The 17,827-nt window shown below is 47.3% G+C and carries 8 protein-coding genes and 1 pseudogene; all 9 read right to left on the reverse strand.

Annotated elements, in window-relative coordinates; all coding sequences use genetic code 11:
- Nucleotides 1-21 precede the first annotated feature (21 nt).
- Nucleotides 22-1,146 carry an endo-1,4-beta-xylanase gene (locus C3V43_RS08995; RefSeq protein WP_106069521.1) on the reverse strand — a complete coding sequence of 375 codons (1,125 nt, stop codon included), beginning with the start codon at nt 1,144-1,146 and terminating at the stop codon, nt 22-24.
- A 121-nt stretch (nt 1,147-1,267) separates the two neighbouring features.
- A pseudogene (locus C3V43_RS09000) lies at nt 1,268-2,551 on the reverse strand (glycoside hydrolase family 5 protein); the annotation flags it as partial.
- A 100-nt stretch (nt 2,552-2,651) separates the two neighbouring features.
- A complete protein-coding gene (locus tag C3V43_RS09005; RefSeq protein ID WP_106069523.1) occupies nt 2,652-4,901 on the reverse strand; it encodes an endo-1,4-beta-xylanase in 2,250 nt (749 codons plus the stop codon).
- A gap of 20 nt (nt 4,902-4,921) precedes the next feature.
- Nucleotides 4,922-5,947 (reverse strand): DUF5627 domain-containing protein, encoded by a 1,026-nt coding sequence (locus C3V43_RS09010; protein ID WP_106069524.1) that lies wholly within the window; start codon nt 5,945-5,947, stop codon nt 4,922-4,924.
- A 32-nt stretch (nt 5,948-5,979) separates the two neighbouring features.
- Nucleotides 5,980-7,773 (reverse strand): RagB/SusD family nutrient uptake outer membrane protein, encoded by a 1,794-nt coding sequence (locus C3V43_RS09015; RefSeq protein ID WP_106043206.1) that lies wholly within the window; start codon nt 7,771-7,773, stop codon nt 5,980-5,982.
- A 20-nt stretch (nt 7,774-7,793) separates the two neighbouring features.
- Nucleotides 7,794-10,646: a SusC/RagA family TonB-linked outer membrane protein gene (locus C3V43_RS09020; RefSeq protein WP_106069525.1), complete on the reverse strand. Its 2,853-nt coding sequence runs from the start codon at nt 10,644-10,646 to the stop codon at nt 7,794-7,796.
- Nucleotides 10,647-10,690: 44 nt separating this feature from the next.
- Complete coding sequence (locus C3V43_RS09025) at nt 10,691-12,625, reverse strand: RagB/SusD family nutrient uptake outer membrane protein (protein WP_106041010.1); 1,935 nt, start codon at nt 12,623-12,625, stop codon at nt 10,691-10,693.
- Between the two features lie 12 nt (nt 12,626-12,637).
- Nucleotides 12,638-15,790 (reverse strand): SusC/RagA family TonB-linked outer membrane protein, encoded by a 3,153-nt coding sequence (locus C3V43_RS09030; RefSeq protein ID WP_174704386.1) that lies wholly within the window; start codon nt 15,788-15,790, stop codon nt 12,638-12,640.
- Between the two features lie 114 nt (nt 15,791-15,904).
- Nucleotides 15,905-17,584: a glycoside hydrolase family 43 protein gene (locus tag C3V43_RS09035; RefSeq protein WP_394336172.1), complete on the reverse strand. Its 1,680-nt coding sequence runs from the start codon at nt 17,582-17,584 to the stop codon at nt 15,905-15,907.
- Nucleotides 17,585-17,827: the final 243 nt, after the last annotated feature.

A 17,827-nucleotide genomic window follows, 5' to 3' on the forward strand; every position in this document is an offset into this window, starting at 1 on the left:
TATGAGGGTGGCGAGGCTGTTTTACTTCGCTACGCCGTCGATGAGTTTCCGCACGAAAGGTTTCGGACGATATTCGCGGTCGAAGAACAGCGGATAGTCCGTACGTCCACGCATCGGGAAGTTGTTCTTCCATGAGTCGCGGTCGCTCACGCCCCATGCCGTCACACGGGTCACGTAGTCGGCGTGCTTGATGAAGAGGTTCATGAACGTCTCCATGCGTGCGTTCCATTCCACCGAAACGCTGTCGGGCAAGCCATTGGGATAGGGATTCAACGTCTTCTTCTCAAAATCCACCCTGTCTGCCACGTTGGCCGAGCGGCTGATGGTGGGCAGTGCGCTCATGTCGAACTCCGTAATCATCACCTTCGCACCGGTTGCCGCATAAGCTTCCATGCTTGCCTCAAACTCCGACAGGTCGGGATAGTCCATGCCTACGTGCCCCTGCATGCCCACGGCATCGATGCGCAGGCCGCGCTTCTTCAGGTCGTTCACCAATTTCACCACCGTGGCGCGCTTGCCGGGTTCGTGCATGTTGTAGTCGTTGTAGTAGAGCTCCGCTTCGGGGTCGGCCTCGTGGGCATATTGGAAAGCAAGCGGAATGAACTCCTCGCCCAATATCTCGTAGAACTTGCTCTTGCGGTACGAACCGTCTTCCATAATTGCCTCGTTCACCACGTCCCAACCGAGGATGCGGCCTTTGTAGCGGCTCACAACAGTTGTGATGTGTTCTTTCATGCGTTGCTTCAGCACTTCGGCCGAAACGTTCTTCCCGTCTTTGTCCACCAAGAACCAACGGGGGCACTGCGAGTGCCAGATAAGGCAATGTCCCGTCACCGTCATGCCGTTGTCTTCGCCGAACTTCACGAACTCGTCGGCCTGACGGAAGTCATAACGCCCCTCTTCGGGCTGAAGCACTTCGCTCTTCATGCAGTTCTCGGCCACAATGGCATTGAAATGTTTTTTCACCACCTTCACGGCATTCGTGTCTTGTCCGGACGACTGCCGCGTGTTCAACGCCGTGCCGATAAGGAACTTATCGCCTAACGCATCTTTCAACGTCGCCTCTTTCTTTACGGCTGTCTGCGCACCGCAAGCCGCCACCACGATGGCAAGCAGGCCGGCCAATACTGTTTTCTTGTTTCTCATTTTTCGTTCTTTTTTGCTTGTCGATTATTTAACCCAAACCGGTCATCAGACCGATAAGTATTATTTATTCTTATTCTTTATATGCTCCCCGGCTGCTTTGGGGCTAATTGTTGTTCTTTGCTTCGGCATATTCCTTAAACCAATGGTATATGGGCCATGCGCATGCTTCGGGGTCGTTGAGGAAAGTGTAGTTGCCCGGCGTACCTTCCACGTCCTTGAAAGCCGCCAACTCGTGCGACCTCGTGGTGAAGAACAGCCAAGACACGTTCCCCTCGTCGTCGGCAATGCGCTTGAAGTTAGCCCCGAAGCCTTTTCCTCCCGCCACGCCGGTGATGCTCTTTCCCCAAGTGGCGTTGTACTTCTTCGGCGCCCAGTCTATCTCCGTCACCATGATGGGGGCGAAAGCCGATACCGGCCCTACCTGTGCCTTCCATCCACGCAGGAAGCTCTCGTAACCTCCACCCACAGATGCTCCTATGCCCTCGGCACTGTCTTCTTCGGCGTCGCTGCCATACCATCCGGGATAGCAATGCACTGCAAAGCCGATGTTCTCTCCTTCGATGCGATGCTTGGCATAGCCGGCATACAAAGACTGGTAGCCCAATCCCGGCACCCAGATGACGTTGCGGCAATGCTTGCGAACCTTATTCACTATCTCCTGAAAGTACAGCTTGAGATTCTTGAAGTGCCCATCGCCCCAACTGCCGTAAGTGCCGTCAGTCCCTTTGATGTTGACAGGCTCGTTGGCCAGCTCGAACATCACGCCCGTGTTGTTCTTCAGCTTGGTATGCTGCGCCACGATGTCCCACACTTTGAGGAGGAAGAACTGATAACTGTCGCCCAACTCGATGCCCTTGTAAGGATCAGCATGCGGACATACGCCCGGCGGACGCATCACCACATACAGGCCTTTGGAGATGAAATACTCCGCCATCGGCACAAACAGCGCGTCGAGGTATTTCCTGAAACGGGCTTCGGAGAAGCGTTCGTGTCCTTCGTAGCGCACGGACTTCATATCGGGGTCGTCGCTCCAGTAAGGGTCGAGATGCATCCGCACGAAGTCGAACTTCCAGCCTGCCGCCAGTATCTCGTCCACCATGCGTTTGTTGTATGCAAGGCAGGCTTGCACATCATAGTTGTTCCATGCGTTGTTGTTGAAGAAAGGGCTGTAAGTCTGCGTAAATCCATGCAGGTTAACGATTTCCCCCTTTTCGTTCTTCAAGTAACGCCCCACCACGTTCAAGGCGGGCAACACGTTGGTCACTACCTCTTCCGGTTCAGGCTTCGGCTGCGGCTCTTCCACTTCCGGCTGTGGCTTGGGTTTCGGCTCAGGTGGCAGAGACTCCTCGGAACAAGCAGAAAAAAACAGGCAGAAAAAGAGGAAAAAAATGGGAATATGCTTCATGTCTCTAAAGATAATACTTCGGTTTTCTTTGTTTAATTGATGAGGTATAGATGGTAGAAAGCGTAATGCCTTCTACCATCAAGGTTATTGATTTAAATGGTTATTTTCCTGCCAAACCATCGGCAAAGCCTGCGTAAGTGTGTTTACGGTTGTAGTTGGCATCCCACAAACCTACGGGTTCGCCACCGCGCCAACCCGAATCGGCAGGACTGTCGGTGGCACACCACTGGGTGATGCCATATCGCTGTGCAGCAGGAATAATCTCGAAGTACTTCTTCACGATGAACTTATAGTACTCGGCCATCGCTTTGTGCTGCGCTTCGGTCATGTCTGCCGTCTTCACACTCTTGCCGTCTTCGTTCACATAGCCCATGTCGAGTTCGGAAATCTTCACTAACTTGCCGCTTTTGGCCAGAATCTCGAACATCTTCACCACGTGCTCTTCCTTGCTCTTCTGCATGGCAGCATTGGCATGGCAGCTTACGTGCATCTGTGTGCCGATACCGTCAATCTTCGTCACGCCGTCGGATTCCCACTTCTCAATCCAGTGTACCAAACTCTTGGCTTTCTTATTGTCGTCCCAGTCGGATTCCAGATTGTAGTCGTTGATGAAGAGCTTCAACGGAGCCGTACCACCGTTTTCGGCATAATACTTGCGGGCAGTAGCTATCACGATACGTACATAGTCTTCGCTTCCCAAGTAGTCTTGCCAATAGAAGTTGTTCTTGGCATCTTCTGCCGATACGTTCTTGGCGGATTGCAAAGGATAGAAGCCTTCGCCGTCATCGCCGCCGCCTGCGATGGCTTCGTTCACCACATCCCAAGTAGTGACATAACCACCCGTTGCTTTCATCATACCTTCCACCCAGTTGTTCATAGCCCATGTAAGGGTGTCTTTCTTCTCGGCAGGAGTGAGGGGGATAGTATTTCCCTTTTCCTCCGATTCCCAAACAATATTGGCAAAATAATATGTTACGGCATTTTTGTCTACGTTGAGATTAAAGGCGATAGATTTCATACCGGCACCCTCTGCCGGAATACTTCCCGTCGCTTCATAGTACTGCCACTCTTGTGTGAAATGAGGATTTTGAGGAAGCATAGCCCAATGCTTATAAGCTCCCGGTTCGCCATGACATTGTGTTGAACAATCTGCTTCAGCAGAAGCTTTATACCAAAAAGAAATTTTATATTTCTGCCCACTTGCCCATTCTTTATTAGGGGTATAAATAAAGAATTGAGTATCCCAATCTTGACTAGGATTTGCAACAGAAGTTATCTTCGTGCAATTCATACCTTCCGGACCTTGTCCTTCAATAATAGTACCGGGAACATCACTTTTCCCTTTTTCACGAACAACAAAGTTAGCCATACTTCCTCCAACCTCCATTTTACTATTCTCTACCTGATTAAGGTAATAAATGGCAGAAGCTGTACCTTCCTTACCAATTTCAAAGGAAGGCCCTTGCCTGTTATTTCCCCAACCGGTTGTAGCAGCCTCCGCAAAATCACCGTTTTTAATGAGGTTGGCGTCCGTACCATCTTTTACAAGCACAAGGTTATCAAAACAGATTGTACCGCCATGCTTTCCAAACACAAACTGCAATTTATCGTGAGTAAATGCAGCATTGAACTTCCATGTATAAGTAGCCCATTGGGTACCGATAGTATTTTCATTCAAGTATTGCACATCATTACTTCCACCCCATTGGTTCTTATTAGGACTCGCATCCCAGATGGGCCAAAGGCCGCATTGGCAAGCATCAGAAGCTTTAATGTCAACAGTCAGTGTATAGTCAGCACCGGCTTCCAATGCCACCGGAAGCGAGTAAATTGCTTGCTTATCCCAAGGATTTGCACCGGCAGTACCCGTATTGTAGACAATAAAATTATTCGCCGCATTTGGATCTACCTTAAGTTCCTTATCCTTGATCAGCGAATTCAGATACTTATTGTTCTGTTGCGAATGCCAAGCCAACGTATGCCCGTAGATAGTGAGATTTGCAGCTTTTGCCAGATTCACAAAATTGGTGACAGTAGAAAAATCCATTGCACCATTATCTCTAACCACAGAGCTATACTTCATGGCATTGCCCGCTGTCAGCTCATCGAAATTGGAACATGCCAGGGCATAAACTCCACCTTTCTCCAGAAACTGATTGACAGAAATGGCCAATCCCAGCTTAAAGTTCGGATTGCTTGCGCGGTCTACATAATTTTTCAATGCCTCGTAAGCGTTGAGGTATTCGTACTGTTCCAAAGATGCCGGTTTGTCTATTTTGTAGTCCATAATCACATCATCGGCGCAAGAGAACAATGTAGCCACAAATAATAATGATAGTAACTTTCTCATAATTCCATGTTTTTCATAACTTAATTAGCTTTATATGTAGGAGTAAACCACTCTGCCACCACGCCACGTGTTTGTACCACCAGTGTATCCTTTGTAGCATACTTCTGTGCTCCAAAATCAATGTTATACTCCAAATACATCACATCTCTGTCTTTGTTTCCAAAGCTCTTTTTCTCGCCTGCTTCCACAAACTTTCCGGAACCGGATGCTGTGTATCCGGCAGTGGCAGAGGTAATCACACATTCATTCTTATCATTGAAGGTAAGCAATAAGTCGCAAGCCAGTTTTGCCTGAGTAGATGCCACGGTGGTGGTAACGGGATAAAGCGTTTGCTTCAGACCCGACGTGGTCATTTTACATACCTCATTTTTCTCTACATCGCCGGTATGTCTTACTACCGTTGTTGTTTTTCCATTCTCGGTAATAACATCCACTCCCCTACGCAAATAAGTAGCATGCCAAGGGTTGATGAACTTCACGCAATAGAGCACATAATCTTTGGGTTGTACACTCCAATACTCCGAATTTGTGTGTGCAGGCTTATCGCCTTCAATCAGGGGAGTGCCGGCCAGTATTCTATCAGCCCCTTTTACCCCCGTCATCATCAGAGGAATTACATACGTGTTCTTCAAGGCCTTGGGATCGGCAAAGAAAGCATCAGTGAACTGTACTTCCACACCTCCCATATAGTCTCCACCATAAATAAGTTTATCACCTCCTAAGGTATAATATTCGGCAGGCATGGGCTGCACAACCGAACCATCGGGAAAATAAAGATTATCCGTCAAGGTGTTGTCCACTTTAATGTCTACCGTGATATCCTTTCCCTTATAAGCTCCACCCATTGCACCATAGATGATGCACTTACGGTCATTATCCACAGGGGTGGTTGTACTGTTTCCCAAGATCAGTGTGCGTACCGGATATTGATAGGCGAAATACACGGAAGTACCTCCCTCATAATCAGGAAACGTAACTGTTAGATTTTCGCAAGAAGCCATCAATGCCCCCACTGCCAATACTGATAATATATTAATTAGTTTCATTTCGTTCTACTTTTTTTATTACACACAATAGATTACCAACCTGCATTTTGTTCCAGGTTTCCCCATTTCATCGTTTCGTCATAAGGTATAGGACCATAGTACATATAATCCTTATATACTCTGTCTTCTACTTTAATCTCCGTATAGGTCAGTTCATCGCCTGCTTTGCTCACCTGCATGCCTTGAGCCGGCTCGGTCAAAGGAGCTTTCCAACGACGCAAGTCCCAGAAACGCTTATTCTCGAAACAAAGCTCTATGCGACGTTCATTGCGAATAAGCTGACGCATCTTGTCTTTGTCGTTCTTAATGCTCTCCAAGTAGGCATCCCCGTTATCCGCACCTACCCCTGCGCGAGCACGGATGGCTTTGATAACATCATACGCACTGTATGCGTGATTTCCTTTACCGGTAGGTCCCCATGCTTCGTTGGCAGACTCAGCATAAGCCAGAAAAATCTCTGTGTAACGGATTCGTGCCGTATAGTGCTTCTGCGCATTCAGTGCACTGGGATTGGCACTACAATCTTCACGCAAGAGCTTACGCATGTAATATCCGGTACGAGTAGAAGTAGCTTGCTTGTTCAGCCCATCATTGTCGGAAGTATAGGTACCTGTAGTAATTGTTTTTCCTTTGAAGTTTGCACCATCATAGATGATGTACTGTGCCAAACGCGGGTCACGACCAACATAAGGAGATTTTTTTGAATAACCGCTCAACGCATCATCAATGGGATATCCATTGGCCATAGGGAAAGCATCTACCAAATTCTGAGTAGGATTGATACGTCCGTTGCCATAGAGCGAAGGAGGGAAATTGTCTTTTTCGGTCTGAAGCCCGATATCCCAATCAGCATCTCCATTGGATATATTTCCGCGCCAGATAATTTCGGCCGGCACAGCTCCCGAACCTAAATTATCAATCTCTGCCGTATTCATAAACCACGTATGTCCCTTAGGAGCAATACCTGAAACACCGCCTATGCGATCCAACACTATTGCAGCATAATCGGCAGCTGTTGCTTGATTGATCGTGGTACCCTCTATGAAAGCGGGACTGGTGGCTAACAAAGCTACTTGTGCCCGAATGGCTTCTGCAATGCGCGCACTCATACGGCCACGCATGTAAGTACCAAACACCCGGTTGTAATCACCGGCATTTGTTACACCATTTGCTTTATACTTTGCAGGGATATCAGCATCTTTCACATTCACATAATCCAAAGGAAGCAATTGCAAAGCAGCATCAATATCTTCAAAGATCATGTCCAAGCACTCTTGAAACGTGTTTCTTGGCAGATTGAAATCCGAAGAAGCTCCTTCAGAGCTCGTCAATTTAGGAACACCCAACATCCGCCCATCCGATGTTTTTCCTGCATGAGCCATCAGCAAATAATACATGTTCAAGGCACGAAGCGCATAAGCTTCACCTTTCAAGTGGTCGCAATACATCGCATTGACTTTCTCGTCTTTGGCCCACACCACCTTATCTACATTTTCAAGAAAAATATTGAGATATTGAATGGTGGCCTTACGAGCCTGCCATTGAGACACCGGATTGTTAGCAGAGTTCCAAGCCCCTTGAGCCATTTTCTGCAGATTATTCGACCGGTCGTTCGTTACGGCATCATCTGTGGCCACATCGCTCACACTTCGGGTGTCATAAGGGAGCATGGCATAGGCATATCCCAGAAGTCCTTGGGCATAGGCCGGTTCGTTATACATCTCCTGTATACCTCTATTGTTTTCGATAGCAGGCGAAAACATATCATCACATGCCGTAAATGTGGCGAGCAACGCCACGCATCCTATGATGTTTTTTATTTTCATATTGTTCATTGTTATATTTTTTAGAATACCGCTTTCACGCCAATATTATAGAATCGGGTTTGTGGCGCACTTCCCACGCTCATCTCCATATGCTTGCGCTCCTTGGCTATGGTAAGCAGATTTCCTCCGCTCACATAAGCAGAAACTTCGTGCAGGAACGAGTTGCGGAGCCACTGTTTGGGCAAGTCATAAGTAACCTGCACTTTGACCAGATTAAAACGGTTGTTTTTATACATCCAGAAATCCGAAGAGACGAAATTGTTGCTTCCACTCTCCGTGGTAAGACGAGGATAAGTGGCAGTTTCGGCCGTTTCAGGTGTCCAACGGTTGCGTACTATTGCTGAATATTTGTTTTCTCCCGAAATCCAATAATAAGAACTGTTCTTCATGCCATAAGCTCCGAAACCTCCCGTACCCAAAGCAAAGAACGTAAACCCGTTCCATTTTGCCGTCAGGTTCACACCGAGGGTAAAAGGCGCTCCATACCATCCGCCCTTGCCTAAGTAGGTCTGGTCTTTCTCGTCAATCACGTTATCGTTATTCAAATCAATGTACTTGATGTCACCGGGTTTTACCGTACCTCCCAATTTCTGCTCCGGAGAAGCGGCAATATCCGCGTCGTTCTTAAAGAAGCCTGCACTCTTATATCCCCAGATGCCATCCACCGGACGTCCTTCGCGCTTACGGGTATCTGTGAAGATTTCGTCACGCTTTGTAGCCTTGGTGTCGTAATAAGTTCCCGACAGTCCCAAAGAAAAGTCCACCTTACCTAAACGTTTATTCATATTTACGTTGAAGTCAAACCCAACGCGACGGTTGTTGTTATAGTTCATCACAGGAACAAACGATGCCGCCGGATATCCGGTAACCAAATGTCCCGGATAAGAAGTGGGGTTAACCAAGTAGCCTTCCATAGAATTGATAAAGAACGAAGCATCGGCAGTTAACAGTTTCTTCCATAATGACGTGCGCAGATTGACAGACAGTTCTTTACGCTTAATGAAAGTGAGATCTGTATTTTCGCCACGGGTGGAGATAGTATATCTTCCGCTTGAACCATCGTACCAGCCATAACCATCGTTCTGAGTCCATACCGATTTATACAGATAATACTCGTTTCCTCCCAACGCTACATCTATGTCTTGATGCAACACACTTCCGGATATACTGAACATCAAATCGTCTACTACCGGAGAATCGGCCAAGAAACCCTCTTTGCTCATTCTCCATCCCAATGTCAAAGAAGGAGAGAGAGCGTTGCGGTGTCCTTCGGCCAGCTTAGCCGAATGAATCAATGCCATTCCAAAGTCTGCATAATATTTATTGCGGAAATTGTATCCGGCCTGCAAAGCCAAGTTAGCATTACTGATGCGATGATATCTGGCCGACAATGTTTGTTGATAACCCGAAGCTATCAGCATGGCCGAAATGTTATGGTCTTTATTGAAAGTCCTCTCATAATTGAACCGACCGGAAAAAGCGATGGTCTGTGTATCAGCACTTGAACCTACATTCTGTGTAGCCGTCCGCTCATCATTACCTTCTTTCACTAATCCCACAATAACGTCTTTCCCACCGTAGTTAGACCACGTCGGAGTGTAAACGGCATATTTATTGTCGAATGAGGTTGTATAAGCGGTGGCATAATCCACTGCAAATTGCGTATGAAAAGAAAGTCCCTTCAAAACTTTATTCAGGTTTATATCCACTCCTGCATCAAATTGGAACTGACGGCTTGTTAGTTTTAAGCTTCCGGCTGCATAGCTGTCGGCAAAAACGTTGGTAGGAGCAAGACTGGAACCACCAAGGAAGTACTTACCATCAATGATGTTGTTAGAAGTATTGATCAACTCCCATGCAGCAGCCGCATTAGGGTCGATATAATCCAACGGAATAAATGGAGCTACATAGTTGTGGGAGTTAGGACGAACGGTAGCCGCATCAGACCAATAATTGCCTTTTGCACTCTTTGCATCATGAAACACAGCATTGGCATTGATGTAGGCATTGATAAAATCGTTAATGGTAACATCTACATTACCACGCACATTCAAACGGTTGGTACCATTGTTCTTGGCTTCACCAAGCTTCAGCAGGCTACCCCCATGCGCATACCCTACTTGAGTGTAGAAACGAGCACGTTTTCCACCTCCTGTAATCTCGGCAGACACATCTGAATAGTTAGAAACCTTCCGAATATAATCGGACGAATAGAAATTCATATCCGGATAGCGATACGGATTCAATCCGGAACCATGGTTATAGATTTGCTCTTGCGTATACGAGATGCCCTTACCATCGTTCAAGGAAGCCTCGTTATAAAGCGTCATGTATTCGGCAGCGCCCAAGTATTCCGGAAAGCTTTTTGCTACATCCAACCGAGTATTGGCACGTACATTCACTCTTAAATCTCCTTCGCTACCTCGTTTCGTGGTTATCAAGATAGCTCCTTTGGCCGCACGGCTTCCATAGAGAACTACGGCCTGTGCCCCTTTCAGGAATGTTATCTGAGAAATTTCAGAGGGTAATACATTGTCTGTGCTGCGAGGTACTCCATCCACCAACACCAAGTATCCGGCATTGTCGGCATCCATTCCCCACATTGAGTTACCGGTCCAGCCACCGATATATCCTTGCATATTATCCAAGCTATAAGTGTTGTAATTCTTGTCGGTCAGCTCTTCAACATTCACTACGGAGACACCTCCCAACAAGTCATTTTGTGCCACCTTGCGATATGCGACTTGTACAAGCGGCTGTTTGTCAGTCGCCAAAGAATCCATTTCATTTTCGACCATTGTCTGTGCATTGACAGCAAAGGATGAAAAGACCGACATCGCACATAAAATGAATTTCGTTTGTATATATTTCATTGTTTACTCTTTTAGTATTAAACATGCATTCTCCACGATCGGCATTACCATCCGGGATTCTGTTTGAACTCTACATAGAGGTACACATCATCGTCCGGCAATGGAAACCAATAATGTTTAGTACCGAAGATGCGTTTCAAGATAACCTCTTCTCTGAAGTTTGCCACCTTAGCCTCTCTCGGGTCGTTTTCTTTAAAGAAATCTGCGCTTTCCAGACGATCGAATTCTTGAGAAGTTTTAATGGTATAAGGAGCTTCGGTCAACAACAGCCAACGTTGCAAATCGCAGAACCGGAATCCTTCAAAAGCCAGTTCAACAGCACGCTCGCGGCGCAACTCGTCCATAAACTTCCGGTTGTCGGTTAAGAAAGATTCAGCCACGTGTCCGGCCCCACAGCGTTCGCGGATTCTATTTACCGCATCGACTGCCGTCAACGAACAGTTAGAGGACCTCACCCCGGCGCCACCTTGGGCTGCACATGCCTCTGCATACATCAAATAAATGTCTGCCAAGCGCATGTAAGGCAGGTAGCAGTGCAAGTTCGAACCCCAATCGTATTCTCTATCGCCTACATTACAAGTATGCGGCACCAATTTTTGAATGAAATATCCTGTACGACTGCCATTGGCCACCGGACGCATATTACCACCGGTAAACAGTTCACAATAGCGGTATTGCTCACGCTCTGCACTCAATGTTCCGTTTACGTATTTAAATCCATCAAAAACGATGTCGTGATAGAAACGAGGATCTCTGTCCTTAAACGGATATTCGGGATCGAAACCCGAATTAGGGTCAGTCAGCGGCAATCCGTTTGCCATACCATACATGTTCACCAAATTGGCAGTGGGCTGGTGAATAATGTTGTCGTGTTCAACCATACCTCCCACCTTGGGGCCAAACAGTTTAGAAACGTTCCAGTTCGAACCATTGGCGTCAGGCGAAGGACCACGGAAGATAGCTTCCACACTACCCGGCATCAACCAGTTTTGGCGTCGGGTGTAGAAGATATCAGAAAAACAAGTAGATGCGGAAGAAGCCTTTTCGTGATTGTAGATGTCCGAATACTCATACTGCGCCAAGGCATATTGCGTTTGTCCGCTCTCTACCAAAGCAAGCAGTTCGCCGAAAGCCTCGGCAGCCTTCTTTGCATAGTCCGTATTGTAGCTATAAGTTTTAGCTCCGCCCATTTGAGCACCATGCTCCATCAACGGACTTGCAGCCCACAGGTAGTTCTTTCCCAAATAACCTAAAGCCATGATCTTATTGATACGCAGCTGGTTTTTCCCTTCGGTGAGCTTGCCCGTTGTGGTATTATCCCAATTGATGGGCAGCAAATCGGCAGCTTTACGAAAATCGGCAGCTGCTTTGTCGGCACACTCCTGATAACTCAGTCTGGGCAGTTTCAGTTTAGTAGAAGCATCCAGTGTTTGATCCACATAGGCCAATCCACCGAAATACTGCATCAGTTCAAAATGCCACCATGCACGGAAGAAATACAATTGTCCTTCGATAAGTTTTTTTTCCTCTTCCGTTCCGGTAAACTTATCCAGATTATCTATACCCAGATTGCACTTACGAATGCAATACCAAGCATGCGGCCACAAAGAGTGGTTAAATTTATTGGTAGAAGCGGGATTGCTACCGGTGCGATACAACCAGCTTTGGTTGTTTGACTGCCAAGCTCTGAAGTTTCCTAAATCAGCCTGATGTGTCATGTGTGCATTTCCCTCAGGATTAAACACTTCATCGTCTCCCCAGTTCCACGATGTACAATAGTTATTCTTTTCCTTATCGGGAATACAGTTATAAATCTCTTCGATGAAACCCTGAAAGTTCCTGAAGTTTTTATACGCATCCGTCTCAGACAATGTAGATTCCGGTTCTTTGTCCAGATAATCCTCGCACGAGGGAAAAGTTATCCCCAAAGCAAGAGACAGAACACCGGTCCACAGATATGTTGTGTATCTTTTATTCATAAGATTCTCCTTTTATAATGTGAATTTTATACCTAAATTAAAACGCTTCACCGTAGGATATGCTCCCAAATAGCCCGCTCCGGAAAGGTTTGCCTCACGGTCGTCCGGCATTCTGGTCCACAGCCACAGATTATTTCCATTCAGATAAATTTTCAGATTCTGCACTCCGAACTTCTTTACAAATCCTTTTGTAAAGGTATAAGCCACCTCCACATTCTTCAAGCGGATATAAGAACCGTCGTAAAGGAACTGAGTTCCGGTGTTATAGCTTGGAGTAGAGTTCCAACGCGGCACCACCACATCAGCATTGGGATTGTCTACCGACCACCAAGTACCGATATTGTAAACCGTATTGAGTTTACTGCCAAAGCTATTCAGAGATACGTCACGCGTTACATTGGTCACTCCATAGAACTGGGCGAAACAGCTGAATCCTTTCCATTCAAAACCGATGGTCGCATTGAAGGTGTTCTGCGGGGTTCCTGTGTATCCATAAGGAGCCTGGTCTTTATTGTCTATCACACCGTCGCCATTGAAGTCCACGATGTAATAGTCACCCGGCAACTTGTGTGCGTCATTCGTATCATGAGCCGGACTACCATAGAGTTCATCGAAATTCTGAATAAATCCACCATCTATATATGAAATATATTGCCCGATGCTATAACCCGCAGCTTTCTGATATCCGGGACGCAATTCCTGATCGTCTTTCTGCAGAATTTTATTCTTGGCATGCGTCATGCTGAAGTTACCCCATACGCGCATATCATTGGCAAATGTTTTGTTAACGCGCAATTCCAATTCGTATCCATTGGTTCTAACCTTACCGATGTTGGCAGTGGGCGGTGTACTTCCAAAATAAGAAGGAACCGAACGATCGGCACCAAACACCAAGATGTCCGTACGCTCGTCACGGAAAAACTCCAAGCTACCGGCCAGCAAACCACCCAGAACAGAGTAGTCGATACCCAGGTTTATCTTCTTCACCGTTTCCCATTTCACATCTTTATTACCTATGGCAGCTTCTCTGTACCACGTATAGATGCTTTCTTTCTGATTCAAATCGATGGTGGTATGTCCTCCATAGGCCCACTGGCTCATATAGAGCCATCGTCTGCTTGGGTCAAAAGGATTGGGTCCCAGATTGTCATCACCAATCTCACCATAAGAAGCCCTTAGCTTCAACATATCAACATACTTTTTGAGAGGCTTGAAAAGCGGTTCTTCGCTCACCATCCAGCCCAAAGCTCCTGAATTAAAGAAAGCAAAACGATTCTCCTTGCTGAATTTCTCCGAACCGTTGTAAGCGCCATTGTATTCAATGAAATAACGGTCGGCAAAATTATATGTGGTACGGAAAGCCCAGTCCTCACGGTAGGTAGGCATCACACTGCCTCGGGCATTTTCCTGCCGGCTGAACAGTCCCATAGCCGTAATATTATGCTTACCGAAACTACGTGCCCAATTTAATTGCGCCTGATAATACAGATTACGCACCGTAGCACCATTATCTACCGTTCCGGCTTGTGTGGTCCAGTTCACACCTTGCTGCCAGTCGAAGCCATTTGCACTATCGAAGTCGTTTTTAAGTACGACCTGGCCAGTTTCAGGATTTATCCACTTCTGTTGGGCTTGATTATAAAGGTCGTTGATACCTCGCCGATTCTCTACAAACATATTATCCCAAGACACCATGGCGCGGGCACTCAATCCCTTCGTCACAAAACCCAGATCCTGTTCTAATGTAAAGTCCGTATTGATACGGGTACTGGTGGTTTGCATATAACCACCCAATGCCATGTTCGAAGCCGAGTTAGACACATTGGATATTTGAGGATAGTATCCCCAAGAACCATCGCTGTATTGCGGCAAAAACACATCGGGGGCAATGTTATAGGCACCTGCCCATTGTTGTCCTATCTGCCACTCGTCTCCACTGACATTATTCCAAGGAGACTTGCGTACGCCATTCGAACCGGCCAAGTTGATCTTGAGCAACGTGGTTTTGGTTATACTAAAGTCTAAGTTACTGCGCACATTGAGACGATCGTATCCATAACCGGAGTTGTAATTCCGATTATTGTCGTATACGCGGAAGAGGTCACCCTCGTGAACATAATCGGCCGAAGCAAAATATTTCACAAACTTTGTACCACCGCTTACGTTCACATTGGCATTGTAGGACACGGCCGTTTCTTTGAACAGTGCTTTTTGCCAATCCACGTTGGGATAGCGTTCCATCTGTTCGACGGAGGTCTGATTGCGGTAGTTATTGATAAACGATTGCGGCCTAATATAAGCCCAAGAGTCGGGTGTTAAGCCTAATTCATGCTCTATGGCCACGTTGCGGGCCATCAAAGCATCGTATGCATCGAGCTTATTAGGCAATTTGGAAGGAGCCTTGAGTGTGGCATTAAAACCCACATCTATTTTCGCACTGCCTTCGGTTCCTCGTTTAGTTGTAATCAAGATGACACCATTGGCTCCCTTCACACCATAAACGGCCGTAGCAGAGGCATCTTTCAGGACGGACAATGACTGTACAGAACTGATATCCACGCTATTCATCGGTCGCTCTATACCGTCGACCAACACCAAAGGCTCGCTGTTATTCCAAGAACTTGCACCACGAATCACAATTTTAGGATCTTCCTCACCGGGCATTCCCGTGCCTTGCGTGGTGATTACGCCCGGCAGGTTTCCGGTGAGCGCTCCACCAATGTTGCTTACACCGGCAGCTCTTTCCAGCACTTTACCGGTGGTTTGGGTAATGGCACCTACCACTGAGGCTTTCTTCTGTTGGCCGTAACCCACTACCACCACTTCTTCCAATTGCTGGCTGTCGTCTTCGAGCATCACTCTCATAATAGCTTTGGAAGTCGCTCTCACTTCTTTCGGCTTCATTCCCACAAATGAAACAACAAGAGTGGCGTTCTCATTGGGTACGTTTAAGACGAAGTTACCATCTATGTCGGATATCGTACCTACCGAGCTGTTACTTTTTAATACGACCGAAGCACCAATGATAGTTTCTCCGTTGCCGTCTACAACAACTCCCTTCACCGTCACTCCTTTTTGCGCCGACACCGTCAAACAACAGAGCAGCATCATCAAGATCAGGCCGGGAATCTTCTGAATCTTTTTTGTTACATTTTTCATTACCATTAGTTTAAGAATTAATCACTACATTTTCTCTCTAATTATTAATTGTTACAGATAACAGTTTCAACTATCGTCATACATATTCACAGTGTTCATAATAGTATTTATAAGGTGTAATCATTTCCGGGTGGCATACAGGCCTATCATGCTGCCGGTGAAGCCTCCGGCCGTAGCCGTAGAGAGATAGCCGGCATCTACGTCCTTGCACAGCAGTGTCCACGCTTTGCCTTTGGAGGTGGCGTAGTAGAAATCGTAGTGCGTGCCGCGCGACACGACTTTCAGACGGATGTCGGTTTGCTTGGCAGGAAGTTTCCGTGTGGCAAGCACCTCTTCGGCGGAAGCACCGATTTTCTTCAAGGAGATGCTGCGCACTCCTCCGGGTTGAGACACGCAGAAGAAGTATTGATGGCGTTCGTCCTTGAACAGCAGCAGGCCGGCAGCCTCTTTGTCGTCGGAGGGATTGAACAGCATACGGGTGGCAGCCTCAAAATTGTGGTGCTGCATGCGGCGGGAAACAAACGCGGGGGTATCGCGCTCGGTGGCACTGATATCGGCACACTTCAGCGTCAGATAGCTGGGGGCTGAAGACAAGGAGTACAGACCGGTGGCGGGAGCACGGAGCGTAGTCCATTGCATACCCAACGTTTTACCGTCGAATTCTTCGATTTCCTCAAAATTGCCGAAGGTCACTGTTTCGTTGCGCTTCACGCCGGGACGTTTCAAGACCGGAGGTACGGTCTCGTCGCCCTGCGTCATGTAGGGGAATCCGTCCTCGCTCCAGCGCACGGGCATCAGGAAGGTTTCACGGCCCAAGTTCTCGAACTTGTTGTCGATGGGGCGGCAAGCCAGAAAGACAGCCCACCAATCACCTTCTTTGGTTTGTATCAGGTCGGCATGGCCGGCGCAAGTCACAGGATTGGGGCGCGAACCTGACAGGTGTCTTTGCGTGAGGATAGGGTTTTTGTCCCACGGCGTAAAGGGACCCATCGGAGAGTCGCCACGGAATATCACCTCGGAGTGCCAGTTGCTGGTACCGCCTTCGGCATCCATCAGGAAGTACTTTCCATTTATTTTGTACATGTGAGGGCCTTCAATCCAGATGGGTTTTTCTTCGGGATGCACACCTTTATTTATTAATATCTTGCGAGGGCCGATGGTGCGGTCGGTCACCACATCGAACTCTTGCACGCGTATGGTGCGGTGCCCGCTGTATTCGGGTTTGTTGTCCGGTGCGTCATCGTTGTTCACAATATAAGCCCTGCCATCTTCATCGAAGAAGAAAGAGGGGTCGATGCCTCCCACTTCGGGCAACATGATGGGGTCGGACCATTCACCGAAAGGGTTCCGGGTCTTTACGAAGAAGTTGCCCGCCCCCACGTTGGTGGTGACCATGTAGTAGGTTTTGTTGTGCGGGTTGTAAGAGATGGCCGGTGCGAAGATACCGCCACTGACGTGCTGGCCTTTCATGTTGACCAACTGCGAGGGACGAGTGAGCACATGGCCTACCTGCCGCCAGTTCACCAAATCCGTACTGTGAAAGATGGGCACTCCGGGGAAGAAGGTGAAGGTGGAAGTAACAAGGAAGTAATCCCCCTCGCCATTGGTGCAGATACTGGGATCGGAATACCAACCCGGAAGGATGGGATTGTAGAACGACTCGGCATCGGGCAGCGGATGCTCTTTATAAAAGGTATCTTCTCCTTTGTAGGTGAAGCGGTCGAACATAGCCGTTGACTTTGCCACAACCGGAGTTCTGCCTACCCCCGCAGTGGAAGAAGCGCAAGAAAATCCCGACATACAGGAAAGGACGAACAAGGCCGCCAGAAGTTTGGAGTTTTGTCTCTTTTTCATCAGAAGCAGATTTTAAAGATTAACGTTTCAGTTTTATAACCCGGAGTTTTCCGGTGAGACAAAGATAGAGCATACGCGCATACGACTGACAGCATTATGATACACGTTTTTTTGATTGTGCTACATGTTTCTTTTTTATGTTACATTTCTTTTTCCCTATATTACATCAAAACACATTAATCATCTGTA

The organism is Prevotella heparinolytica (assembly GCF_002998535.1).
Taxonomy (GTDB): Bacteria; Bacteroidota; Bacteroidia; order Bacteroidales; family Bacteroidaceae; genus Bacteroides; species Bacteroides heparinolyticus.

Coding starts and splice junctions, on each gene's coding strand:
- C3V43_RS08995 (WP_106069521.1), bottom strand. CDS start 1,146: ATGAGAAACAAGAAAACAGTATTGGCCGGCCTGCTTGCCATCGTGGTG.
- C3V43_RS09005 (WP_106069523.1), bottom strand. CDS start 4,901: ATGAGAAAGTTACTATCATTATTATTTGTGGCTACATTGTTCTCTTGC.
- C3V43_RS09010 (WP_106069524.1), bottom strand. CDS start 5,947: ATGAAACTAATTAATATATTATCAGTATTGGCAGTGGGGGCATTGATG.
- C3V43_RS09015 (WP_106043206.1), bottom strand. CDS start 7,773: ATGAAAATAAAAAACATCATAGGATGCGTGGCGTTGCTCGCCACATTT.
- C3V43_RS09020 (WP_106069525.1), bottom strand. CDS start 10,646: ATGAAATATATACAAACGAAATTCATTTTATGTGCGATGTCGGTCTTT.
- C3V43_RS09025 (WP_106041010.1), bottom strand. CDS start 12,625: ATGAATAAAAGATACACAACATATCTGTGGACCGGTGTTCTGTCTCTT.
- C3V43_RS09030 (WP_174704386.1), bottom strand. CDS start 15,790: ATGGTAATGAAAAATGTAACAAAAAAGATTCAGAAGATTCCCGGCCTG.
- C3V43_RS09035 (WP_394336172.1), bottom strand. CDS start 17,584: ATGTCGGGATTTTCTTGCGCTTCTTCCACTGCGGGGGTAGGCAGAACT.